Genomic DNA, 22,029 nt, shown 5'->3' with positions numbered 1-22,029 from the left:
CGCGGGAAAGATGCGGGGCCGCTTCATCTCCCTGGAAGGGGGGGAGGGGGCGGGCAAGTCGACCCAGTTGCGGGCGCTTGCCGCCGCCCTGCGCGCGCGTGGCCTGGACGTGGTGGAAACCCGCGAGCCGGGCGGCAGCCAAGGGGCGGAGGCCATTCGCGCCCTGCTGCTGACCGGGGGCGCCGACCGCTGGAGTCCGCGGGCCGAAGCGCTGCTGTTCGCCGCCGCTCGCGCCGATCATGTCGAAAAGACGATCCGCCCGGCGCTGGAGGGGGGGGCATGGGTGCTCTCCGACCGTTTCCTGGACAGCAGCCGTGCCTATCAGGGCATGGGGGCGCTGACCGACGCGGACATATTGGCGCTTCACCGGATCGGCAGCGACGGTTTCCTGCCCGACCGGACCCTCTTCCTCACCCTGCCGGAGGAGGAGGCGAGCGCTCGCGCACGGTCCCGCGATGGGGATGCTGCGGACAGGATCGGCGGGCGCGACCGGGATTTTCACCTGGCCGTCTCCACCGCCTTCCATCGGTTCGCGGCGCAGGAACCGACGCGCTTCCTTGCCGTCGACGCCTCGGGCGAAGCCGGGGCGGTGACGGCTCGGCTGATTGAGGCGGTGCGGGACTTGCTGCCATGACGTCACTTCTCGGCCATGACGAGCAGGCCCATACTTTGCTGGGCGCGGCGCGGAGCGGCCGTCTGCACCATGGCTGGATCCTCGTCGGCCCACGCGGCATCGGCAAGGCGAGCTTCGCCCGCGCCATCGCGCTGCGCCTGCTGGCGGAGGCGGCGGGGCCGCCTATGGCGGCGGACGGGCTGGAGGTGCCGCAGGACCACCCGATCCGCCGCCTGTTCGAGGCCGACGCCCATCCCGACTATGCCGATCTTTTCTGCCTGGAAAAGGAAAGCGGCACGGCGCGCAACATCACGGTCGATCAGGTCCGGGGCCTCCAGCGCCTGATCCAGTCGGCTCCTTCCCTGTCCACGCGGCGGATCGTGGTGATCGACAGCGCTGACGATCTGGAGCGCGGCGCGGCCAATGCGCTGCTCAAGAATCTGGAGGAGCCGCCGGCCGACATGCTGTTCCTGCTGGTCAGCCATGCGCCCGGCCGGCTGCTGCCGACCATCCGCTCCCGCTGCCGCACGCTGCGCTTCGACAGCTTGGGCGAGGATGCCATGCGCAGCATCCTGCGCCAGGCGGACGCGAGCCTGTCTCCGGACGAACTGACGGCGCTGGTTCGCGCAGGCGAGGGCTCTCCCGGCAAGGCATTGCGCTATGCCGGCCTCAACATGGCGGACATGGAAAATTCGCTGGCCGCCATCGCGGCTGACGGCGACCCCGGCAATCGCCAGCGGCTGATGCTGGCCAGGATGCTGGCGTCCAAGGCGGCGCGGCCCCGTTACGAGGCCTTTCTGGAGCGTGCACCGGCCTTCATCGCGGCGGCGGCGCGCCAGCGGCAGGGGAGCGATCTCGGCAAGGCGCTGGACCATTGGGAAGCCGCCCGCCAGCTTGCGGGCGGAGCCATCATCCTGTCGCTCGAGCCGGGGGCGGTGGTTTTCGAACTGGCCGGGCATGTCGCGGCCCTCGCCCGCTGAAAAGCGGCTTTGCGCAAGGGCTAACACCCGCTAGGGAAGGCCCATGTCCAAGCCCTATACCATCACGACCGCCATCAGCTACCCCAATGGCCGCCCGCATATCGGCCACGCCTATGAAGTGATCGCCACCGACGCGATCGCCCGTTTCCAGCGGATGATGGGCCGCGACGTCTTCTTCCAGACCGGCACGGACGAACATGGGCTGAAAATGGCCCAGACCGCGCGCAACCGGGACATGGAACCGCGCGCGCTTGCCGATGAAATGTCGGGATATTTCAAGGCTATGAACGATGGATTGAATATCAGCTATGATCGTTTCATCCGCACCAGCGAGCCGGATCACCATTGCGCCAGCCAGGCGATCTGGCAGGCGATGGAGGCCAATGGCGACCTCTATCTCGGCCGTTATGAAGGCTGGTATTCCGTCCGGGACGAGGCCTTTTACGATGAAAAGGAACTGACGGAGGGAGAGGGCGGCCAGAAGCTCTCGCCCCAGGGCACGCCGGTGGAATGGACGGTGGAGGAAAGCTGGTTCTTCCGCCTGTCCGCCTATCAGCAGAAGCTGCTGGACCTCTACGCCAACCAGCCGGACTTCATTCAGCCCGACAGCCGCCGCAATGAGATCATGCGCTTCGTCGAGGGAGGACTGTCCGACCTCAGCGTGTCGCGCACCAGCTTCGACTGGGGCGTGAAGGTGCCGGGCAGCGACGGCCATGTCATGTATGTGTGGGTGGATGCGCTCACCAACTACATCACTGGCTGCGGCTATCCCGACGATACCGAACGCATGGCCCGATACTGGTCGGAAGGGGGCGACATCACGCACATCATCGGCAAGGACATCGTGCGTTTTCATACCGTTTACTGGCCGGCCTTCCTGATGAGCGCGAAGCTGCCCCTGCCCAAACAGGTCTTCGGCCATGGCTTTCTCCTCAACCGGGGGGAGAAGATGTCGAAGTCGCTCGGCAATGTGGCCGATCCGATGGAACTGGCGGAGCGTTTCGGCGTGGACCAGCTTCGCTATTTCCTGCTGTCGGAAGTCACCTTCGGCAATGACGGCAGCTACAGCGCGGAGGCGATCGTCGCCCGTTCGAACAGCGACCTCGCCAACAGCTTCGGCAATCTGGCCCAACGGACGCTGAGCTTCATCGCCAAGAATCTGGAAGGTCGCCTGCCGGAACCTAATTCTCAAGATGTCGATGCCGAGTTGCTGACCCTTATCGAAGATACGGATCGGAACATGACGATCCGTATGAACGATTTAGCACCCTCGGTCGCTATTGAGCTTTGGATGCGGGCCGTTTTTGCCTGCAACGCGTATATTGATGCGCAAGCGCCCTGGACGCTACGAAAGACCGATCCTGTGCGTATGGAAGCCGTACTTGCAACTTTGTATGCAGCTATCGGCAATCTTGCCATCCTGATCCAGCCCATCATTCCCGGAAGCGCATCAGCGTTGCTGGATCAAATGGGAGTTCCGCAAGAAGCTAGGAATATCGCTGGATTGAATAGCCCATGGTATGCCGATCTTCGCGCTTCCGGCTTCACCCTTAACGCGCCCAAGCCGCTTTTCCCGCGCCTCGAACTGCCCGTCGAAGAGGCGTAATATGTTCATCGACAGCCATTGCCACTTGAATTACAAAGGGTTGGTCGAGGATCAGCAGAATGTGCTCGAACGGGCGCGTGGCGCCGGGGTCGGCCTGATGCTCAACATCGCCACACGCGAAAGCGAGTGGGACGATGTGCTGGACACCGCGTTGCGCGAACCAGACGTCTGGGCGACCGTCGGCATCCATCCGCATGAGGCGGACGAGCATCCGCATGTCGATACCGCGAAGCTCGTCGAGCGCGCAGCCCATCCGCGCATCGTCGGCATAGGCGAGACCGGCCTGGATTATTATTACGACCATAGCGACCGGGAACGGCAGCAACGCAGCTTCCGCGCCCATATCGCCGCGTCCCGCGAAACCGGCCTGCCGCTGATCGTCCACACCCGCGATGCGGAGGAGGACACGCTCGCCATCATGCGCGATGAGATGGGGAAGGGGGCCTATGGCGGCGTCATCCATTGCTTCACCGCCAGCGGCGCCTTTGCCGATGCCGCGATGGAACTGGGTTTCCATATCAGCATTTCCGGCATCGTGACCTTCAAGAGCGCCAGGGATTTGCAGGAAACGGCGGCTCGCCTGCCGCTGGACAGGCTGCTCATCGAAACAGACTCTCCCTTCCTTGCTCCGGTTCCCCATCGCGGCAGGCCTTGCGAACCGGCTTTCGTGGCCGACACGGCCCGTTTCCTGGCGAATTTGCGGGGTGAGAGCGTCGAGCAACTGGCCGAGGCGACCTCCGCCAATTTCCGCAAATTGTTCAGCAAGGCGGCATGAGCCTGAAGCTCACCATTCTGGGCAGCGGCACTTCCTCCGGCGTTCCGCGGATCGGCAATGACTGGGGCGCCTGCGATCCCCAGGAACCGAAGAACCGCCGCACCCGCGCATCGATCCTGGTCGAAAGCCCCACGACCCGGCTGCTCATCGACACGTCGCCGGACATGCGCGCCCAGTTGCTGGCGGCCGACGTGGTGCGGATCGACGCCATATTGTGGACGCATGACCATGCCGACCATAGCCATGGCCTGGACGACGTCCGTCAGCTTTACCACCATCGCGGCACGCCCGTGCCCGGCTATGCGCGCCCGCAGACCCTGCGCCTGCTCCGGGAACGCTTCGGCTATGCCTTCGAAGGACGCCATGGCTATCACCCGACGATCGAACCCCATGCGCTGCCCGACGGACTGCGCATCGGGGACATCAGCATCGCCTGCACCGATCAGCCCCATGGCGAGATATTCTCCACCGGATTCCGCTTCACGCATGATAGCCATTCCATTGGATATGCCACTGATTTCCACGATATAACGGCCGATATGCTGGCGCTGTACGACGGGTTGGACATCTGGGTGGTCGACGCCCTGCGGGAAAGGCCGCATCCAACGCATGCACATCTGGCGCTTACCCTGGACGCCGTGCAGGCGGTACGGCCCCGCCGCGCCATATTGATCCATATGGACCAGAGCATGGATTATGCGACGCTGTGCCGGACACTCCCGGAAGGCGTCGAACCGGGTTATGACGGGCTGGTGGCCGAATTGGGCGCGGCATAGGGGGCGGGGGCAGGCGATGGATGGCGATCAGGCGATGTCCAGTCTCTGGTACGTGCTGGCGCTTGTCCTGGTCGGATCGGCCCTGCTCGCTCGACGGGCGCCGACAGGCGGCCTCCTGCGCATGGCCGTGCTCTGGATCGTCATCTTCGCCATATTGTTGGGGCTGTTCAAGGCCGGCGAAAAATTCGGCCTGTTTTCCAGCCGCATATATGGGGAAGGGGGCGAGGCCCCGTCATCGTCGACCCATGACGCGCAGAAGGCCTTGCCGTCCGCGCGAGTGGAGGGGCAGGCGCTGCGCATACCCGTCGCGCCGGACGGCCATTATTGGGTCGAGGGAATGGTCAACGGCAACCCGACGCGCTTTCTGATCGACAGCGGCGCCAGCGTCACCGCCCTGTCGGTGAACGCGGCCCGGACATCGGGCCTTAATTTCGACCTGAACGCGCCCGGCCTCAGCATGATGACCGCGAACGGCAAGATCGACGTCAAGCGCTCGACCATCGCCACGCTCGTCGTCGGCCCGATCCGGGCGAGCGACCTCGACATCGTCGTTTCGCCGGCTTTCGGGGAGGTCAATGTGATCGGAATGAACATGCTGTCCCGGCTGAAAAGCTGGTCCGTGCAGAATGGAGAGATGGTGCTGACCCCATGACATCATCGATTGCGCCACCCGATCAGCGCCAGCGCCTGAAGGCGATCATCGGCGGTTCCACCGGCAATCTGGTGGAATGGTATGACTGGTATGCCTATTCGGCCTTCACCCTCTATTTCGCCCAGCATTTCTTCCCCAGCGAAGACCGCACCGCTCAATTGCTGAGCGCCGCGGGCATTTTCGCGGTCGGTTTCCTGATGCGACCCATCGGCGCCTGGCTGATGGGCGTCTATGCCGATCGCCACGGCCGGAAACGCGGCCTGACGCTCTCCGTGGCGCTGATGTGCGCCGGCTCTTTGCTGATCGCCGTCACGCCATCCTATGACCGCGTAGGGGTCGCCGCGCCGTTGCTGCTGGTGCTTGCGCGCCTGATGCAGGGCCTGTCGATCGGCGGCGAATATGGCGCCAGCGCCACCTACCTGTCCGAAATGGCGGGACGCAACCATCGCGGCTTTTTCTCCAGCTTCCAATATGTGACGCTGATCGCCGGACAGCTTGTCGCCATCTGCGTCCTGCTCGCGCTCCAGGCCATGCTCACAGAGGCTGAACTGGACGCCTGGGGTTGGCGCATTCCTTTCCTGATCGGCGGCGCGCTGGCGATCGTCGTCTTCTGGTTGCGGCGCGGACTGGCCGAAACCCAGAGCTTTGCCGTGGCCAAGGCGGAGGGCGCGCCCAGATCCGGCTTCGTGGAACTCGTAACCCGGCACCCGCGCGAGACGCTGACGGTGATGTTGCTGACGGCGGGCGGCACGATCGCTTTCTATGCCTATTCCATCTACATGCAAAAATTCCTGGTCAATACCAGCGGTCTCAGCCGGGAAACCGCGTCTCAGATCAATGGGATAACGCTCTTTCTTTTCATGCTGCTTCAACCTATCGCCGGCGCGCTTTCCGACCGGATCGGGCGCAAGCCGCTGATGATCGGCTTCGGCCTGATGGGCGTCGTCTGCACCTATCCCATCTTCGCGACGCTGGCCGTCACCAGGGATCCGTGGGTGGCGGGGCTGCTCGTGATGGCCGGCCTGGTGATCGTGACGGGCTACACTTCGATCAACGCGGTGGTGAAGGCGGAGCTGTTTCCGGCCCATATCCGCGCATTGGGCGTGGCCTTGCCCTATGCGCTGGCCAACACGCTGTTCGGCGGCACGGCGGAATTCGTCGCGCTCTGGTTCAAGCAGGCTGACGTCGAACAGGCGTTCTACATCTATGTGTCGGGAATGATCGGCATTTCGCTGATCGTCTATATCCGCATGCGCGATACGCAGCGGCATAGCCGGATATTGGAAGATTGAGGGCCGCAAGGATCAGCTGTGATTTAACATAATCCTTATTATCGGACTTTCATATTCATGGTCGAAAGCTGGCCTTCACCCTTCCGACGCCCTATCCATCATCATCCCACCCACTGATCCAGAGTTTCCCATGTCATTCAACAACAAGGCGAGCCCCGCCGACATCATGCCGCTCGCCAATGTCATGGCGCGCCTGCGCGATCCTGAAACGGGCTGTCCCTGGGACATCGAACAGGATTTCGCGAGCATCGCGCCCTATACGATTGAGGAAGCCTATGAGGTTGCCGACGCCATAGAGCGCGACGATATGGCGGCGCTGCGCGATGAATTGGGCGACCTGCTGCTGCAAGTGGCCTTCCATAGCCGCATGGCGGAACAGGCTGGCCATTTCACTCTTCAGGACGTCATCGACGGCATCACCGAAAAGATGATCCGCCGCCACCCCCATGTCTTTGGCGAAGGGACCGACCGCAAGGACGGCCACGCCCAATGGGAAGCCATCAAGGCGGCCGAGCGAGCCGAAAAGGAGCCGGATCAAAGCGCGCTGGCGGGCGTCGCCATTGCGTTGCCCGCCCTGCTCCGCGCCGAAAAGCTCCAGAAACGCGCCGCCCGCACGGGGTTCGATTGGCCCGACCTAGGCGGCGTCATCGACAAGATCGAGGAGGAACTGGGCGAAGTGCGGGCGGCCGCTTCCCAGGCGGAACGGGAGGAGGAGGTGGGCGACCTTCTCTTCGCCGTGGTCAACCTCGCCCGTCATCTGAAAGTCGATCCGGAGGTCGCCCTGCGTATCGCCAACGGCAAGTTCGACAAGCGCTTCCGCATCATGGAGACCCTGGCGGGCGACAATTTCGCTGCCCTTTCCCTGGATGAGAAGGAAGGTTTGTGGCAGCAGGCAAAAAGGCAGTTGCAGCCGCCGCGATAGCGCGACATGGCCCTCCCGCCAGCGCAGGGCGATCAGGAAAAGCTAATTCCCCCGGCGCTTGAGGAACCGCGCCAGCGCGGAGTCGGACAGCCGGACATCCACCAGCATATCCTCGCCCTCCGCCCTGCTGCCGATCACTTCGCCATGTTCGTGCAGCCATGCCATCGCCGCGCCATCGGCCAGCGGCACATGCAGCCGATGGACCTGCGCCCCGGCGGTCAGCCGGGCGCTGACGGCGCGCTGAAGGTCATCGACGCCCTCGCCGGTCAAGGCCGACAGGACCACCACATCGCTCCGCCGCGCCGCCGTCTCCCGCGCCAGCGTGGCCGCATCTTCATCCAGCAGGTCCAGCTTGTTCCATGCCTCGATGATCGGCGGCGGTTCTTCGCCCTCTCCCGCTTCGAACGCCCCTTCCCCGGCTATGCCCAGTTCGCCAAGCACGTCCATGACGTCATCGCGCTGCGCATCGCTGTCGGGATGCGCGATGTCGCGGACGTGGACGATCAGATCGGCCGACAGCACCTCTTCCAACGTGGCCCGAAAGGCGGCGATCAACTGCGTCGGCAGGTCGGAAACGAACCCCACCGTGTCGGAAAGAATGGCCTTGTCCAGCCCCGGCAAGGCGATCTGCCGCATGGTGGGGTCGAGCGTCGCGAACAGCAGGTCTTCGGCCATGACGTCGGCGCCGGTCATCCGGTTGAACAGCGTCGACTTGCCCGCATTGGTATAGCCGACCAGCGCGATCACCGGCCAGGGCGCCCGCTGACGCCGCGCCCTGTGCAGGCCACGGGTTTTCGTCACCTGGTCCAGTTCGCGGCGGATTTTCGCCATCCGATCGCGGATCATCCGCCGGTCAGCCTCGATCTGCGTCTCGCCCGGCCCGCCCAGAAAGCCGAAGCCACCGCGCTGCCGCTCCAGGTGGGTCCAGCTTCGCACCAGCCGCCCCGCCTGATAGTCGAGATGCGCCAGTTCGACCTGCAACCGCCCCTCATTGGTCGCGGCCCGTTCCCCGAAAATCTCCAGGATCAATCCGGTCCGGTCGATGACCTTGGTCTCGGTGGCCTTTTCCAGATTGCTCTGCTGCACGGGGCTCAGCGCGTTGTCGACGATGACCAGTTCGGCCTCTTCCATCCGCGCCAGCGTCGCGATCTGGTCCACCTGCCCGCTGCCGAACAGGGTCGCGGGCTTGCGGTCGCGCACGCGGAAGGCCTGGGCGGCGCGCACGTCGATGCCGATGGCGAGCGCAAGGCCCCTCGCCTCCTCCAGCCGCGCATCGCTGTCGCGACGCTCCGGCCCATGGACATCGGCGCGCACGACGATGGCGCGCGCGCCGCGCGACACCTCGTCAGCGGAATCTCTGTTGAAGACAGCCATGGGGGCTTAACGCTTCGCGCCTCCGCCGGCTTCACCGGAAACCGGCCGGAGACAAGAAAAAGCGCTCAATCCTCCCCCTCGCCCTCGCCGGTCAGATCCAGGGCATGCAGCGGCTGCACGGTGGAAATGGCATGCTTGTAGACGAGCTGGATCATGCCGTCCCGCTCCAGCAGCATGCAGAAAAGGTCGAAGGCGGCGATTTCGCCCTGCAACATGACGCCGTTCACCAGGAACATCGTCACCGGGCTGCCCGACTTGCGCACTGCGCTCAGGAAGATTTCCTGGAGCAGCTTCGACTTGCCGTTGCCGTCGCTGGCCTTGCGCAGGTCGGTAAGGTCCATCGACTGGGCGGGCATGACGGTCGAAATCGCATGCTTGTACACCAGTTGCGACTGCCCGTCGCGCCGCAGCAGGACGGAGAAATTGTCGAACCAGGTGATGATGCCCTGCAATTTCACGCCCTTGACCAGGAACATGGTCACCGGCGTCTTGCTCTTGCGCAGGCTGTTCAGGAATATGTCCTGAAGGTTGTTCACTTTCTCGGCCATGGTCTTCACCATTCCTTTATTGGCGGGACGTTACCCGCTCTCGCACCCTTAAGCAGAGTGTCTTGCCTGCCCCCGCCTGTCGGAAGCAAGGCAAGCCTACCGCAATTGCGAAGAGGCGTCCATGCCCTGTTTGGGTGAAGATCGTTCGGTTCGCCTCAACCGTCCTTCCCATCGGTGATACCCAGCAGCTTCAACTTGCGGTGCAGCGCCGAACGTTCCATGCCGATGAAGGTCGCCGTGCGGGAGATATTGCCTGAAAAGCGGCGGATCTGGATGCGCAGATATTCGCGCTCGAAGCTCTCCCGCGCCTCGCGCAGCGGTGCGCCCATGATCGCGGACTGGCCGATCCCTTCCGAACCGCCATTGCTCGTCAGTTCGGCGGGCAGCATGTCGAGTTCGATCCGCCCGATCCGCTCGCCCGGCGCCAGTATCATCGTGCGTTCGATGACGTTGCGGAGCTGACGGACATTGCCCGGCCATTCATTGGCCTGCAACGCGGCCATGGCGTCGCTCGCGATCTCCGGCGGCGGCACCCGGCGTTCCGCCGCGAAACGGGCGAGATAATGCTCGACCAGCGGGGGAATATCGTCTCGCCGCTCGGCCAGCGGGGGAATCACCAGGGGTACGACGTTCAGCCGGTAGAAGAGATCCTCGCGGAAACGCCGTTCCTCTATCTCGGTCGCCAGGTTGAGCGCGGTCGAGGAAATGACGCGCACGTCCACCTTCACCTGCCGCTGTCCGCTGACGCGGGTGAAGCTCTGGTCGGTCAGCACGCGCAGGATCTTCGCCTGCGTCGTGAGCGGCATGTCGGCGATCTCGTCGAGATAGAGCGTGCCGCCATGCGCCTGCTCCAGATAGCCCGGACGCACCAGCCCGCTCGGGTCCTCCACGCCGAACAATTCTTCCTCGACGCGGTCCGGGTCCATCCGTGCGGCGGCGACGATGATGAAGGGCGCGTCGGCCCGCCCGCTCCAGCTATGCAGCATGCGCGCCGCGACTTCCTTGCCGACGCCGGCGGGGCCGGAAATCAGCACCCGGCTGCCCGTGCCCGCCACCTTCTTGATCGTGGCGCGAACGGCGTTGATCGCGGCGGAGGTGCCCGTCAGCTCGTCATCCTGCCCGAAACGCGCCCGCAGCACCTGGTTCTCGCGTCGCAGCCGTTCCGTCTCGGTCGCTCGCGACACCAGATGCAGCAGCCGGTCGGCTTCGAACGGCTTTTCGATGAAGTCCGCCGCCCCCTTCCGGATGGCGGCGACGGCCGTGTCGATATTGCCGTGGCCGGAGATCATCAGCACCGGAATGGTCGCGTCCCGCCGCTTGATCTCGTCCAGCAGTTCCAGCCCGTCGAGCTTCGATCCCTGCAACCACACGTCCAGCAGCACCAGCGAAGGCCGCCGCGCGTCCAGCGCCTCTATCGCGCTGTCGCTGTTGGCGGCGGTGCGGGTGGTGAAGCCCTCATCCTCCAGCACGCCCGCCACCAGGTCGCGAATGTCCTCCTCATCATCGACTATCAGAATATCAAGAGCCATTGGCCGTCACTTTTCCAGCGGTTTTTCCATGGGGCATGGCGATCACCTGCCCCTCTTCCAGTTTCTCGAGCGCCGCCACCGGGAAGCGCAGCGTCACGCGAGCGCCCCCGCCGTCGGCATCGTCGAAGCGGATTTCGCCCATATGTTCCTCGACGATCTTCTTCACGATGGCGAGGCCCAGGCCCGTGCCCTTGGTCCGGGTCGTCATATAAGGTTCCAATATGCGTTCGCGTTCCGGCGGCAGGCCGATGCCATTGTCCTGCACCGCGATCAGCAGATTGCCGTCGTCATGCTCCACCGTCATGGACACCTGACCGCGCCAATCGCCGTCATCCGCGGCAGGCTTGGGCTCGATGGCTTCCACGGCATTCTTGACGATGTTGGTGAGCGCCTGCCCCAATTGCCGGCGGTCGCAGACCAGTTCCGCCTCGCCGTCCGTCGAATGATATTCGAAACGGATGTCGGGATGCGCGACTTCGTGCAGGAACAGCGCATGGCGGGCGATGTCGTCGATCCGCTCGCGCCGGAACACGGGCTTTGGCATACGCGCGAAGGAGGAGAATTCGTCCACGATCCGCCGCAGGTCGCCAACCTGGCGCACGATGGTGCCGGTCAGGCGCGTAAAGGTGGCCTTGTCGCTCGTCACCTCCTCGGCATAGCGGCGTTGCAGCCGTTCGGCGGCAAGCTGGATCGGGGTCAGCGGGTTCTTGATCTCATGCGCGATACGCCGCGCCACGTCGGACCAGGCGGCGCGACGTTGGTCGGAAAGCTGCTGCGTGATGTCGTCGAAGGTCAGGATGTGGCGCGACGCGTCCTCCGAAACCTTGACCGCCAGCGTCCGCACATCGCCATGGGCCCGGATCTGGACGATGCCCGCATCCTCCTCCGAAGCGATCAGGGCCGCCAGTTCGGGCGACACTTCGGTCAGCGGCCGGCCCACAGGATCGTCGCCCTCCCGCACCAATATGGCGGCGGCCGAACTGTTGAGCAGCAGGACGATGCCGTCGCGGTCCACCGACAGCACGCCGGCCGACACGCCCGACAGGATCGCCTCTATGAAGGCGCGGCGTTCATCCAGCTGGCTGTTCGCCGCCACCAGAGCGCCGGTCTGCGCCTCCAGCCGCTGCGTCATGCGGTTGAAGGCGGCGGCCAGCGTCCCGATCTCGTCCCGGCTCTGCGGGCTGGTCACGCGCGCCGACAGGTCGCCCGCCGTGATCCGTCGCGCCGCCATCACCAGTTCGTTCACCGGCCGCACCATCCAGTCGGCGACCTTCAGCGCGATATAGACCGCCACGCCCACCAGCAGCAGCGACCCCACGAACAGCAATATGTTGAAGCGCAACTGCAAGGCGCGGGACTGCGCGGCGAAAATGTCGTAATCTGACAACACCTTCTGCGCCCGTTCCACATTGCTGAACGCCGTCGAGCCGGAATCGCGGGTGGCGTAGAGATAGATTTTCGCATTGGGGTAGAGCAGCGTCACCGCCTCGATCTGGTTGGGCTTGGCCGCGACCACCACGTCCTCGCCCGACGCTAGCCGCTTCACCACGTCGGGCGTCAGCATTTCCGAAGCGGGCCGGCTTTCCGGGTCGACCGTCGCCGCCGTGCGCGCCACGCCGTCCTTGCCGATTTCTATGATCGCGGAACGGTTCAGCTTCCGCGTCACCACCTGATAGATATAGCCCTCCGCAAAGCGCGGGCTGGAGACGTTGGACTGGCTCAGATAGTCGCGCAGGTCGCTCGCCATGGTGACGGTTTCGTCGCGCACGTCGCGCAGGTTCTGCTCATAATAGCCCCGCGCCAGGTCGCTCGCATTTTGCAGCATGCCCCGCGCGCTGTCGGAAAACCAGAACTGCACGCCATATTGGAACAGCAGGGACGCGAAGATCACCACCAGCAGCATCGGCACGCTGGCCACGATGGAGAAGATCGCGACCAGCCGGACGTGCAGCTGCCCGTCGCTGCCGATGGCCGATTGCGCGGCCCGCCGCTTCGCCACCCGCCGCCCCAGCAGCACGAGCAGGGCGATGGCCGGCACCAGATTGGCGACCAGCAGCAGCGCCACGATGGGCGGCGTCAGCAATGTGTATGATTGCCCCTGAACCGTCAGCAGGAAATAGGTGATGCCCGCCATGCCCAGGAACAGGACAAGCGTCACCGCCTCCACCACCGCGGCAAGGCGGCGGCGCAGGAAAAGGGGAAAATGCCTTTTCCATGCCCGGCCCCGCGCCGGGAGAGTCACTGCGCCTTCCATAGTGGCTTGGTTACAACATTAATGTGCCCGATCAAACACAGTAATTGATCGGCACGGCGCTTCCGGTCGAAAAGGGCGGTCGGTTCGTCGCCCCTTCATTCCGCGATCCGAAGCTGAAGCGGATCGAGCCCGTAATCCGTCAGCTTCTTGCGCAGCGTGTTGCGGTTGATGCCCAGCAATCCGGCGGCGCGAATCTGGTTTCCGTCAACGCTCGCCAGCGTTTCCTGGAACAATATGGGTTCCACCACGGCCAGCAGGTCGTCGTGCAGGTTTCGGTTCGGCTGGGTGAGGCCAATGCCCAGTTGCCGCTTGGCCCATTCCCGCACCGCCTGGCCCAGCAGGTCGCCGGGGGCGGCGTAATCGGCGGGCACGGCCTCCAGCGGCAGGCTGTTGCGCAGCATGTCGGCGGTGATCATATTCTCGCGGCTCAGCACCGCCAGCCGCTGCATGAGGTTTTGCAGCTCGCGCACATTGCCGGGCCAGTGATAGGCCATCAGCAGTTGCGCCGCGTCGTCGGACAACGACTTGCGCGGCAGCCCCTCCTGCGCTGCGCGGTCGAGGAAATGGCGCGCCAGCAGGATCACGTCCTCCCGCCGCTCGCGCAGCGCCGGCAGCGCGATGGGGACCACGTTCAGCCGATAATAGAGATCCTGCCGGAAACGATTGTCCTCGATCAGCTTCGGCAGATCCTTGTTGGTGGCCGCGATGATGCGGACGTTCACCTTGACCGATTTGGAGCCGCCGACGGTCGTGACCTCTCCGGACTGAAGGACGCGCAGCAGCCGGGTCTGCGCCTCCATCGGCATGTCGCCGATCTCGTCCAGGAACAGCGTGCCGCCCTGCGCCTGCTCGAACTTGCCGGCGGTGCGGGCATGGGCGCCGGTGAAGGCCCCTTTTTCGTAACCGAACAGTTCCGCTTCGATCAGTTCGCGGGGGATGGCGGCCATGTTGATCGGCACGAAGGGCTTGGTCCGCCGCTGCCCCAGGCTGTGGATCGCCTCCGCCACCAGTTCCTTGCCGGTCCCGGATTCGCCCAGCACCAATATGCTGAGGTCGTTCGACAGCACGCGCGCGATGGTCCGATAGACCTCCTGCATGGCCGGCGAACGACCCACCAGCGGCAGTCCGTCATGCGGCAGGCCGGCATCGGCCGCCTCCTCGTCTGCTCCCTTTCCCGATCCCAGCGCGTCGGACACGGCCCGCGTCAGTTCGTTGAGGTCGAAGGGCTTGGGCAGATATTCGAACGCCCCCTTCTCCGTGGCGCGGATGGCGGTGTTCAGCGTGTTCTGGGCCGACAGGATGATGATGCTGAGCGCGGGGCGCCGTTCCAGTATCTCCGCGATCCCGTCCAGTCCGTCGCCGTCCGGCAGCATGACGTCGGTGATCAGGACGTCCGGCGAAAAACTCTCCAGCAGGGCGCTGCGCTCCCGGATGGAGGCTGCCGTCTTGACCCTGTATCCCTGCCGACGCAGCGCTTCCCCGACGACCACGCAGATCGCCGGATCGTCATCCACCACCAAGATCGCGCCCGTTGCCGCCATCAGCCCGTTCCCATCGGCAGAAGGATTCGGAAGGTCGATTCCCCCGCCTCATGATCGCGGGAATATTGCACGAACCCGCTCATGTCGCGCACCAGCTTGTCCACCAGCGCCAGCCCCAGCCCCGTCCCATCCCGCCTTCCGGTGATGAAGGGGTTGAACAGATGGTCCAATATATGCTCCGGCACGCCCGGCCCATTGTCGACGACCAGGATTTCGATGGGTAGCACCGCGCTGCCCTTCCCCTTGCCGACCACCACCGAAACGCCATGGCGGAACGCCGTTTCGACCCTTATTCTCGGCTTCCTGCTATGCTCCAGCGCCTCCGCAGCATTTTTGAGCAGGTTGATCATCACCTGCACCAGGGCATCTTCGTTGATGTTGGCGAATGGCAGGGATGGATCATAACTCTTTATGATTCTTATGTCTTTTGCAAATCCGGCGGCCGCGATATTCGCCGCCCTGTCGATCAGTGGATAGATGTTGCCGCTGCGGCACTCCAGCGTCCGGTCGGTGGTGAAGTCCTGCATCCTGTCGATCAGCGCGGCGATCCGGTCGACCTCATTGCAGATGAGTTGCGTAAGGGCGGCATCCCGCCCGTCATTGCCCGATTCCAGCAACTGCGCCGCGCCCCTGATGCCCGACAGCGGATTCTTGATCTCATGCGCCAGGATCGCCGCCGCGCCGATGGCGGAGCGCGCGCCGCCGGCCGTGCCGCGATGGCCGATCTTGCGCGCCTGGCTCTGCGTGTGGATCGATACCACGCGCCAGCCTTCATGGTCGACGATGGGCGCGATCATCAGGTCGATTTCCATCTCCGCCGTGCGCCCGGCATGCACGCGGATGTCATAGGCGGCGATCGGCTTGTTGCTGTGCCATATATCGAAGCGCGCGCCCATTTCCGCCATGCGGATGGTTCGCGCTATGTCGCTGCCCACGATGGCCGACCGCGCCATGTTGAGCAGCGTTTCGGCGCGCACATTGGCATCGGCGATGCTGTTGTCCGGCCGCACCACCAGGGTCGCGACGGGCAGCGCCGTCATCAGTTCGGAAAGCGAAGGCCCATCCTGTTGCGGTCGAAGCGACGGGATGGTCGTCATGGTCGCCGTCATGCCGCCTTGCGCGTCTCGACCGGCTCATCGTCGGCAATCAGCGGTTCGTAGAAGCGCGCCAGCATGTCCAGCACGACATCGCCGTCCGGCTCCTGGTTCACCGCGTTGCGGAACTCGGCCGAACCGGGCAGGCCCTTTGTGTACCAGCCGATATGCTTGCGGGCCATGTTGACGCCGGTGTGATTATCATAATGTTCCAACATTGCGCGATAATGTTCGGTAATCACGCGATATTGTTCTTCCAACGAGGGATCGGCCAGCCGTTCCCCGGTGCGGAACCAGTGCATCACCTGGCCGATCAGCCAAGGCCGCCCATAGGCGCCCCGCCCGATCATCACGCCGTCCGCGCCGCTCTGCTCCAGCGCGGTTTCCGCATCGTCGATGGAGCAGATGTCGCCATTGACGATGACCGGCAGCGACACCGCGTCCTTCACGCTGCGCACGAAGGCCCAGTCGGCCGACCCCTTGTACATCTGGCAGCGGGTGCGGCCGTGGACCGTGATCAGCTTCGCGCCCAGATCCTCCGCGATCCGGGCCAGCTCCGGCGCGTTCAGGCTGGCATGGTCCCAGCCCATGCGCATCTTGACCGTGACCGGCACGTCGACCGCCTTCACCGTCGCCTCGATCAGCGAAGCCGCCAGCGGCAGGTCGCGCATCAGAGCGCTGCCCGCATCGCCGTTCACCACCTTCTTCACCGGACAGCCCATATTGATGTCGATGATCGCCGCCCCGCGATCCGCATTCAGCTTTGCCGCCTCGGCCATTTCGCTGGGCGAGCAACCCGCCAACTGCATCGACACCGGCTCCTCCAGCGGATGCCAGGCGGCCTTCTGCAAGGACTGGCGCGTCTCGCGAATCATTGCCGCCGTCGCAATCATCTCCGTCACGTTGAGGCCGGAGCCGTAGCGCCGCACCAGCGTGCGGAACGGCATGTCCGTCACGCCCGTCATCGGGGCCAGCACGACCGGCATGTCGATCGTCACCGGACCAATGGAAATCGGAGAAAGCGTCTGCATCAAACCATCACTGCCTAAAAAACAGGCAGCCCTTAGCGGAAATCCGCTGCAACGGCAAGCGAAGCGGGGCTGGCGGTTGGCCCGCCGCTGCGATACAGGCGCGGCCATGACAGACAGAACGGTCGCATTGCTGGTCGCAGCAGGTCAGGGCAGCCGCGCAGGCGGCGACATTGCCAAGCAGTTCCGCCTGATCGGCGGAAAGCCCGTGCTGGCCCATGCCGTCGACGCGCTTTCCCGGCATCCGGCCATCGACTCCATCATCCTGGTCGTCGGCGCAGGTCAGGAAGCCGAAGCGCGCACGGCCATCGGGGGCTGCGCGGTCGCCGCCATCGTCCAGGGCGCGGACAGCCGCCGCGGATCGGTGCGCGCAGGGCTGGAACATATCGCATCCTCCGGCGGGGCGGCCCGCATCCTCATCCATGACGCGGCTCGCCCCTTCCTGCCCGGCGCGGTGATCGACCGGCTGCTTTCCGCCTTGGCTCAGGCGCCCGGCGCCATCCCCACCCTGCCCGTCACCGACACTCTCGTCAGGAACGAAACGGCCCGCGCCGGGGAAATCGTGGACCGCGACGGCCTGGCCCGCGTCCAGACCCCGCAAGCCTTCCATTTCGATGCGATCCTGGCCGCCCACCGGGCCTGGGATAGCGGGCGGGAAGCAACCGATGATGCCCAGATCATGCGCCATGCGGGTCATGACGTCATATTGGTCGCGGGCGATGAAAGGCTGGAAAAATTGACCTATGCCGAAGACTTTGCCCGCGCCGAAGTCCGGCTGGGCGCGGGCCGCAGCATCCGCACCGGCACGGGCTATGACGTCCACCGCCTGGCCGCCGATGAGCAATTATGGCTCTGCGGCGTCCGCATTCCGCACGACCGGGGCCTGGCGGGGCATAGCGATGCGGACGTGGCGATCCATGCGCTGGTCGACGCGCTGCTCGGCGCGCTGGCGGAGGGGGACATCGGCAGCCACTTTCCGCCCTCCGACCCGCAATGGCGCGGCGTCGCTTCCTCCCGGTTCCTGGAATATGCGGCGGAGCGCGTCGCAAAACGGGACGGCTTCATCGAACATGTCGACCTGACGCTGATTTGCGAGGCCCCGAAAATCGGTCCGCATCGGGATGCGATGCGTGGCCGGATCGCGGAAATACTGGGCCTGTCCCTCGACCGGGTCAGCGTGAAGGCCACGACGACCGAGCGGCTGGGCTTTGCCGGACGCCGCGAAGGCATTGCCGCACAGGCTGTTGCCACCCTCTCCCTCCCCGCGCTAATCTGATCGCCATGCCCGATAGCATCCTTCCCGCGTCGCTGGTCGAACTGGCCGAGCGCGTCATCATCGCCAACCGCCGCGCCGGCCGGACCATCGCCGTGGCGGAAAGCTGCACCGGCGGTCTGGTCTCTGCCGCGCTGACCGAAATCGCCGGATCGTCGGAAGTGTTCGAGGCAGGTTTCATCACTTATTCCAACGATATGAAAAGTGAACTTCTCAAGGTTTCGCAGGATGTCATCGAAACTTTCGGCGCGGTGTCCATCGCCACCGCCTGGGCCATGGCGCAAGGCGCGCTCAACAAGAGCCACGCCAATGTCGCTGTCGCCATCACCGGCATAGCCGGCCCCGGCGGCGGATCGGAGCAGAAGCCCGTCGGCACGGTCGTCTTCGCCCGCGCCGAACGCGGCGCCAGTCCTGACAAGATCGTGGCCGACATGCGTTATTTCGGGGATACGGGCCGGGGCGGCGTGCGCCTTCAGGCGGCGCTGTGCGCGCTCGAACTGCTGCTGCCCGACTCGCCCGCGCCGTAAAGCTCCGCAGCGCGGGTTTCGAAGGCGCCGATCATCTTGCGCAGCGCCTTGTCGAAAACCTGGCCCGCCAGCATTTCGAACAGCCGGTTCTTGAATTCGAACTCGACCTCGAAATCCACCAGCACCCCGCCCTTGCCGTCGTCGCGGAAATTCCATTCATTGTGGAGATGCTTGAGCGGCCCGTCGAGATAATCGACCCGCACATGGTCGGGCCGATGCTTGTGGACGCGGGACGTGAAGCTCTCCTTGATCCCCTTGAAGCCGACGATCATGTCCGCGACCATTTCCGACTCGCTGTCGGAGCGAACCCGGATCGCGCTGACCCAAGGCAGGAATTCGGGATAGGCCTCCACATTCGCCACCAGGTCGAACATCTGTTCGGGCGTGTAGGGAAGCGGCCTTGTTTCGTTGTGCCTGGGCATCGGCTTATTGGGCGGCCTTCGCCAGTTGCGCCTCGCGGGCGGCGCGCATTTCGGCGAAATCCTTGCCCGCATGATAGCTGGAGCGGGTCAGCGGGCTGGACGCCACCTGCAGGAAGCCCTTGGCCCGCCCAATCGCCGCATAGGCATTGAACGCCGCCGGAGTGACGAATTCCATCACCTTCGCATGCTTGGGCGTGGGCTGGAGATATTGCCCCATGGTCAGGAAATCGATGTCGGCGGAGCGCATGTCGTCCATCACCTGATGGACCTCCAGCCGTTCCTCGCCCAGGCCCAGCATGATGCCCGACTTGGTGAAGATCGACGGATCGAGCTTCTTCACCGTCTCCAGCAGCCGCAGCGAGGCATAATAGCGGGCGCCGGGGCGGATGGTGGGATAGAGCCGGGGCACGGTTTCGAGATTGTGATTATAAACGTCCGGCCGCGCCGCGACGATCATCTCGACCGCCCGTTCATGCTTGTTGCGGAAGTCCGGCGTCAATATCTCGATGGTCGTGTCCGGGGTCGTGCGGCGCAGCGCCTCGATCACCTTCACGAATTGCGAAGCGCCGCCATCGGGCAGGTCGTCGCGGTCGACCGAGGTGATGACGATATGCTCCAGCCCCATTTCCGCGCAGGCGTCGGCCAGGTTCTGCGGCTCATTGGGATCGACCTTGCGCGGCATGCCGGTCTTGACGTTGCAGAAGGCGCAGGCCCGCGTGCACACATCGCCCAGGATCATCACCGTGGCGTGCTTCTTGGTCCAGCATTCACCGATATTCGGGCAGGCCGCCTCCTCGCACACCGTCGCCAGCCCCTTGTCCCGCATCAGCTTGCGCGTCTCATGATAGCCGGGGCTGGTCGGCGCCTTCACGCGAATCCAGTCGGGCTTGCGGGCGCGCTCGGGGCGGTTGGCGGGCGCGGGGATCGGGACGATGTCGGTCATGCGCCCCAGATAGCGATGCAAGAGCGCTCTTGCCAGCCCCATCATTGTTCGGCACAGACCGGCGCATGACCGACTTCGCTGATATGCTTGCCGGCTATCGCCGCTTCCGCAACACCGGCTGGACCGAGCAGCGCGAGCGATGGGACGAACTCAACGAAGGGCAGAGCCCCCGCGTCATGGTCATCGCCTGCTCCGACAGCCGAGTCGATCCCGCGCAGATCTTCGATACCAGCCCCGGCGAGATCTTCGTGGTCCGCAACGTGGCCGCGCTGGTGCCGCCGTTCGAGACCAATCCCGGCCGCCACGGCGTTTCCGCCGCGCTGGAATTCGCCGTGCAGGTGCTGAAGGTGGGCGAGATCGTCGTCATGGGCCATGGCAAGTGCGGCGGCTGCAAGGCGGCGCTCAGCCATTCGCTGAAGGACGCGCCTCCGGGCGAAGGCGGCTTCATCCACAATTGGATCGAACTGCTGGACGAAGCGCGGGAAAAGGTGGTCGAGAGCTTCGGCGAGGATCACAGCCGCGACGCCGAACGCGCCATGGAACAGGAAGGCGTCAAGGTCAGCCTGGCCAATCTGCGCACCTTCCCCTGCGTCCGCGTCAAGGAACGCGAGGGAGAACTCAAGCTGGTCGGCGCCTTCTTCGCCATCGCCGACGGGCAGCTTCATCTGCTGGACGAGGCGAGCGGCGAATTCCATCCCGCGCCGCTGGACGCCTGACATGACCGCGTCGATCCCCAGCGGCAATATCGCCCTGCTGATCGACGCTGACAATGTTTCCGCCGACCATTTCGATCCGGTGCTGACCGTCCTGGCGGAACTGGGCACCGTCAACATCCGCCGCGCCTATGGCAATTGGAGCAAGCCCGCGCTCAAGGGCTGGGCGCGGCAGGCCGTGACGCAGGCCATCGAAACGCAGCAGCAGTTCGACCTGACCAGGGGCAAGAACGCCACGGACATGAAGATGACCATCGACGCCATGGACCTGATGGCGTCGGGCCGCGTCACCGGCTTCGGCCTGATGTCGAGCGACAGCGATTTCACGCCGCTTGTCACGCGCCTCCGGCAGGAAGGGCTGCCGGTCTATGGTTTCGGCACCGACAAGACGCCGCAGGCCTTTCGCAGCGCCTGCACGCGCTTCATCGATGTCGGGGCGCTCACCAGCGCAAGGGAAACGCCGGTCGAACTGGCGGAGTCGACGGAGGAGCCGCCCTCCCCTGACGCCCCCGAAGTCGCGCCCGACCTCGTCAAGCTGTTGATCGACGCCTATAATGCCGTGAAACGCGACGATCAGGGCTTTGCCCGCCTCAGCGAAGTCGGCAAGCTCGCGGGGAACCGCTCCAGCTTCGACACGCGCAACTATGGCTTCAAGCGGCTGTCGGACCTTGTCCGCTCGATCAAGAATTTCAAGGTGGAGAGCCGCGACGGCCAGACCTGGATCAAGCGGGTGCATTGATGACCGTCATCGCCCGTCGCCTGACGATCCTCGGCCGGGTTCAGGGCGTGTTCTACCGCAACTGGGCGGTGGAGACGGCGCGCGGCCTCGGCCTGGCCGGCTGGGTTCGCAATCGCATGGACGGCAGCGTGGAAGCGCTGGTGGAAGGATCGCAGGACGGCGTGGAGCGATTCATCCTGCTGGCGCGACAAGGCCCCCCTGCGGCGCGGGTAGCGCGGATAGATGCGACCGATGCGGCAGTCGAGGGCCATGGGTCGTTTCGAAAGCTGCCGACCGCCTGACTTTTCCGTTATCGCGTTCCCGATTCAGCAGATCCTATCTGCTTGAAAACCTCTAACCGAGCCACGCCCAAAAGCCCCATCGGCCACGATCGACCGATCCCTTGCCCGAAAGAAAAAGGGGGAGGTCCGCGCCTCCCCCTTCCCATC

The 22,029-nt window shown here is 64.7% G+C and carries 22 protein-coding genes; 13 read left to right on the top strand and 9 right to left on the bottom strand.

What is annotated here, in order from left to right; genetic code table 11:
• Positions 1-10: 10 nt before the first annotated feature.
• From tmk to mazG, 8 genes are all read left to right on the top strand, one after another.
• The gene (gene tmk / locus L286_RS33825; RefSeq protein WP_025160486.1) at positions 11-634 is read left to right on the top strand and encodes a dTMP kinase; all 624 of its coding nucleotides are present in this window, start codon (positions 11-13) and stop codon (positions 632-634) included.
• Positions 631-1,593, top strand: coding sequence for an AAA family ATPase (locus L286_RS33820; protein ID WP_020820870.1), 963 nt, complete (start codon positions 631-633; stop codon positions 1,591-1,593). The genes tmk and L286_RS33820 overlap by 4 nt, the downstream gene beginning before the upstream one ends.
• A 43-nt stretch (positions 1,594-1,636) precedes the next feature.
• On the top strand, positions 1,637-3,199 hold the full coding sequence (metG, locus tag L286_RS33815) for a methionine--tRNA ligase (RefSeq protein ID WP_020820869.1): 1,563 nt from the start codon (positions 1,637-1,639) through the stop codon (positions 3,197-3,199).
• Between the two features lies 1 nt (position 3,200).
• On the top strand, positions 3,201-3,974 hold the full coding sequence (locus L286_RS33810) for a TatD family hydrolase (RefSeq protein WP_020820868.1): 774 nt from the start codon (positions 3,201-3,203) through the stop codon (positions 3,972-3,974).
• On the top strand, positions 3,971-4,750 hold the full coding sequence (locus L286_RS33805; protein WP_020820867.1) for an MBL fold metallo-hydrolase: 780 nt from the start codon (positions 3,971-3,973) through the stop codon (positions 4,748-4,750). Before L286_RS33810 ends, L286_RS33805 begins: the two co-directional genes overlap by 4 nt.
• 16 nt (positions 4,751-4,766) lie before the next feature.
• Complete coding sequence (locus L286_RS33800) at positions 4,767-5,402, top strand: retropepsin-like aspartic protease family protein (protein WP_020820866.1); 636 nt, start codon at positions 4,767-4,769, stop codon at positions 5,400-5,402.
• Positions 5,399-6,694 (top strand): MFS transporter, encoded by a 1,296-nt coding sequence (locus L286_RS33795; RefSeq protein ID WP_020820865.1) that lies wholly within the window; start codon positions 5,399-5,401, stop codon positions 6,692-6,694. The genes L286_RS33800 and L286_RS33795 overlap by 4 nt, the downstream gene beginning before the upstream one ends.
• A gap of 130 nt (positions 6,695-6,824) precedes the next feature.
• Positions 6,825-7,616, top strand: coding sequence for a nucleoside triphosphate pyrophosphohydrolase (mazG, locus tag L286_RS33790; protein WP_020820864.1), 792 nt, complete (start codon positions 6,825-6,827; stop codon positions 7,614-7,616).
• A 42-nt stretch (positions 7,617-7,658) separates the two neighbouring features.
• Here mazG and hflX read toward each other — a convergent pair whose 3' ends face one another.
• The 7 genes from hflX to dusB all read right to left on the bottom strand — a co-directional run bounded on the left by hflX (position 7,659) and on the right by dusB (position 16,987).
• Positions 7,659-8,990, bottom strand: coding sequence for a GTPase HflX (gene hflX / locus L286_RS33785; RefSeq protein WP_020820863.1), 1,332 nt, complete (start codon positions 8,988-8,990; stop codon positions 7,659-7,661).
• A 65-nt stretch (positions 8,991-9,055) separates the two neighbouring features.
• Positions 9,056-9,550 (bottom strand): RNA chaperone Hfq, encoded by a 495-nt coding sequence (gene hfq, locus L286_RS33780; RefSeq protein ID WP_013040002.1) that lies wholly within the window; start codon positions 9,548-9,550, stop codon positions 9,056-9,058.
• Positions 9,551-9,693: 143 nt separating this feature from the next.
• Positions 9,694-11,067 (bottom strand): nitrogen assimilation response regulator NtrX, encoded by a 1,374-nt coding sequence (gene ntrX, locus L286_RS33775; protein WP_007689171.1) that lies wholly within the window; start codon positions 11,065-11,067, stop codon positions 9,694-9,696.
• Positions 11,057-13,321 carry a HAMP domain-containing histidine kinase gene (locus L286_RS33770; RefSeq protein WP_013040003.1) on the bottom strand — a complete coding sequence of 755 codons (2,265 nt, stop codon included), beginning with the start codon at positions 13,319-13,321 and terminating at the stop codon, positions 11,057-11,059. Before L286_RS33770 ends, ntrX begins: the two co-directional genes overlap by 11 nt.
• A gap of 95 nt (positions 13,322-13,416) precedes the next feature.
• Positions 13,417-14,862 carry a nitrogen regulation protein NR(I) gene (ntrC, locus tag L286_RS33765; protein WP_020820862.1) on the bottom strand — a complete coding sequence of 482 codons (1,446 nt, stop codon included), beginning with the start codon at positions 14,860-14,862 and terminating at the stop codon, positions 13,417-13,419.
• Complete coding sequence (locus L286_RS33760) at positions 14,862-15,971, bottom strand: two-component system sensor histidine kinase NtrB (RefSeq protein ID WP_007689189.1); 1,110 nt, start codon at positions 15,969-15,971, stop codon at positions 14,862-14,864. Before L286_RS33760 ends, ntrC begins: the two co-directional genes overlap by 1 nt.
• Positions 15,968-16,987: a tRNA dihydrouridine synthase DusB gene (gene dusB, locus L286_RS33755; RefSeq protein ID WP_020820861.1), complete on the bottom strand. Its 1,020-nt coding sequence runs from the start codon at positions 16,985-16,987 to the stop codon at positions 15,968-15,970. Before dusB ends, L286_RS33760 begins: the two co-directional genes overlap by 4 nt.
• A gap of 106 nt (positions 16,988-17,093) precedes the next feature.
• Here dusB and L286_RS33750 point away from each other — a divergent pair, with 106 nt between their 5' ends.
• Both L286_RS33750 and L286_RS33745 read left to right on the top strand, forming a co-directional pair.
• A complete protein-coding gene (locus tag L286_RS33750) occupies positions 17,094-18,260 on the top strand; it encodes a bifunctional 2-C-methyl-D-erythritol 4-phosphate cytidylyltransferase/2-C-methyl-D-erythritol 2,4-cyclodiphosphate synthase (protein WP_029986414.1) in 1,167 nt (388 codons plus the stop codon).
• 5 nt (positions 18,261-18,265) lie between these two features.
• Positions 18,266-18,784, top strand: coding sequence for a CinA family protein (locus L286_RS33745; protein ID WP_007689197.1), 519 nt, complete (start codon positions 18,266-18,268; stop codon positions 18,782-18,784).
• Here L286_RS33745 and L286_RS33740 read toward each other — a convergent pair.
• Both L286_RS33740 and lipA read right to left on the bottom strand, forming a co-directional pair.
• Positions 18,730-19,206, bottom strand: a complete 477-nt coding sequence (locus tag L286_RS33740) for a type II toxin-antitoxin system RatA family toxin (RefSeq protein WP_007689200.1) — start codon at positions 19,204-19,206, stop codon at positions 18,730-18,732. The two genes, L286_RS33745 and L286_RS33740, sit on opposite strands and share 55 nt — an antisense overlap.
• Before the next feature lie 4 nt (positions 19,207-19,210).
• Complete coding sequence (gene lipA / locus L286_RS33735; protein ID WP_020820858.1) at positions 19,211-20,194, bottom strand: lipoyl synthase; 984 nt, start codon at positions 20,192-20,194, stop codon at positions 19,211-19,213.
• A 20-nt stretch (positions 20,195-20,214) separates the two neighbouring features.
• Here lipA and L286_RS33730 point away from each other — a divergent pair, with 20 nt between their 5' ends.
• From L286_RS33730 to L286_RS33720, 3 genes are read left to right on the top strand one after another with little or no spacing between them, the layout of a single operon-like run.
• Entirely contained in the window at positions 20,215-20,865 is a 651-nt protein-coding gene (locus L286_RS33730; RefSeq protein ID WP_025160485.1) for a carbonic anhydrase, read from the top strand.
• Position 20,866: 1 nt separating this feature from the next.
• Positions 20,867-21,601 carry an NYN domain-containing protein gene (locus L286_RS33725; RefSeq protein WP_020820856.1) on the top strand — a complete coding sequence of 245 codons (735 nt, stop codon included), beginning with the start codon at positions 20,867-20,869 and terminating at the stop codon, positions 21,599-21,601.
• Complete coding sequence (locus L286_RS33720; RefSeq protein ID WP_020820855.1) at positions 21,601-21,882, top strand: acylphosphatase; 282 nt, start codon at positions 21,601-21,603, stop codon at positions 21,880-21,882. The genes L286_RS33725 and L286_RS33720 overlap by 1 nt, the downstream gene beginning before the upstream one ends.
• Positions 21,883-22,029: the final 147 nt, after the last annotated feature.

This window comes from Sphingobium sp. HDIP04, assembly GCF_000445085.1.
GTDB classification, from domain to species: Bacteria; Pseudomonadota; Alphaproteobacteria; order Sphingomonadales; family Sphingomonadaceae; genus Sphingobium; species Sphingobium indicum.
Note: the sequence above shows the minus strand (reverse complement) of the source record. Positions and strands in the feature narration are given on the sequence as shown.

What these genes read in the sequence shown, in the direction of transcription:
- L286_RS33805 (WP_020820867.1), top strand. Translation starts at nt 3,971, where the DNA reads ATGAGCCTGAAGCTCACCATTCTGGGCAGCGGCACTTCCTCCGGCGTT.
- dusB (WP_020820861.1), bottom strand. Translation starts at nt 16,987, where the DNA reads ATGCAGACGCTTTCTCCGATTTCCATTGGTCCGGTGACGATCGACATG.
- L286_RS33770 (WP_013040003.1), bottom strand. Translation starts at nt 13,321, where the DNA reads ATGGAAGGCGCAGTGACTCTCCCGGCGCGGGGCCGGGCATGGAAAAGG.
- ntrX (WP_007689171.1), bottom strand. Translation starts at nt 11,067, where the DNA reads ATGGCTCTTGATATTCTGATAGTCGATGATGAGGAGGACATTCGCGAC.
- metG (WP_020820869.1), top strand. Translation starts at nt 1,637, where the DNA reads ATGTCCAAGCCCTATACCATCACGACCGCCATCAGCTACCCCAATGGC.
- L286_RS33800 (WP_020820866.1), top strand. Translation starts at nt 4,767, where the DNA reads ATGGATGGCGATCAGGCGATGTCCAGTCTCTGGTACGTGCTGGCGCTT.
- hflX (WP_020820863.1), bottom strand. Translation starts at nt 8,990, where the DNA reads ATGGCTGTCTTCAACAGAGATTCCGCTGACGAGGTGTCGCGCGGCGCG.
- L286_RS33740 (WP_007689200.1), bottom strand. Translation starts at nt 19,206, where the DNA reads ATGCCCAGGCACAACGAAACAAGGCCGCTTCCCTACACGCCCGAACAG.
- hfq (WP_013040002.1), bottom strand. Translation starts at nt 9,550, where the DNA reads ATGGTGAAGACCATGGCCGAGAAAGTGAACAACCTTCAGGACATATTC.
- L286_RS33810 (WP_020820868.1), top strand. Translation starts at nt 3,201, where the DNA reads ATGTTCATCGACAGCCATTGCCACTTGAATTACAAAGGGTTGGTCGAG.
- L286_RS33795 (WP_020820865.1), top strand. Translation starts at nt 5,399, where the DNA reads ATGACATCATCGATTGCGCCACCCGATCAGCGCCAGCGCCTGAAGGCG.
- L286_RS33820 (WP_020820870.1), top strand. Translation starts at nt 631, where the DNA reads ATGACGTCACTTCTCGGCCATGACGAGCAGGCCCATACTTTGCTGGGC.
- lipA (WP_020820858.1), bottom strand. Translation starts at nt 20,194, where the DNA reads ATGATGGGGCTGGCAAGAGCGCTCTTGCATCGCTATCTGGGGCGCATG.
- mazG (WP_020820864.1), top strand. Translation starts at nt 6,825, where the DNA reads ATGTCATTCAACAACAAGGCGAGCCCCGCCGACATCATGCCGCTCGCC.
- ntrC (WP_020820862.1), bottom strand. Translation starts at nt 14,862, where the DNA reads ATGGCGGCAACGGGCGCGATCTTGGTGGTGGATGACGATCCGGCGATC.
- L286_RS33745 (WP_007689197.1), top strand. Translation starts at nt 18,266, where the DNA reads ATGCCCGATAGCATCCTTCCCGCGTCGCTGGTCGAACTGGCCGAGCGC.
- L286_RS33725 (WP_020820856.1), top strand. Translation starts at nt 20,867, where the DNA reads ATGACCGCGTCGATCCCCAGCGGCAATATCGCCCTGCTGATCGACGCT.
- L286_RS33720 (WP_020820855.1), top strand. Translation starts at nt 21,601, where the DNA reads ATGACCGTCATCGCCCGTCGCCTGACGATCCTCGGCCGGGTTCAGGGC.
- tmk (WP_025160486.1), top strand. Translation starts at nt 11, where the DNA reads ATGCGGGGCCGCTTCATCTCCCTGGAAGGGGGGGAGGGGGCGGGCAAG.
- L286_RS33760 (WP_007689189.1), bottom strand. Translation starts at nt 15,971, where the DNA reads ATGACGGCGACCATGACGACCATCCCGTCGCTTCGACCGCAACAGGAT.
- L286_RS33750 (WP_029986414.1), top strand. Translation starts at nt 17,094, where the DNA reads ATGACAGACAGAACGGTCGCATTGCTGGTCGCAGCAGGTCAGGGCAGC.
- L286_RS33730 (WP_025160485.1), top strand. Translation starts at nt 20,215, where the DNA reads ATGACCGACTTCGCTGATATGCTTGCCGGCTATCGCCGCTTCCGCAAC.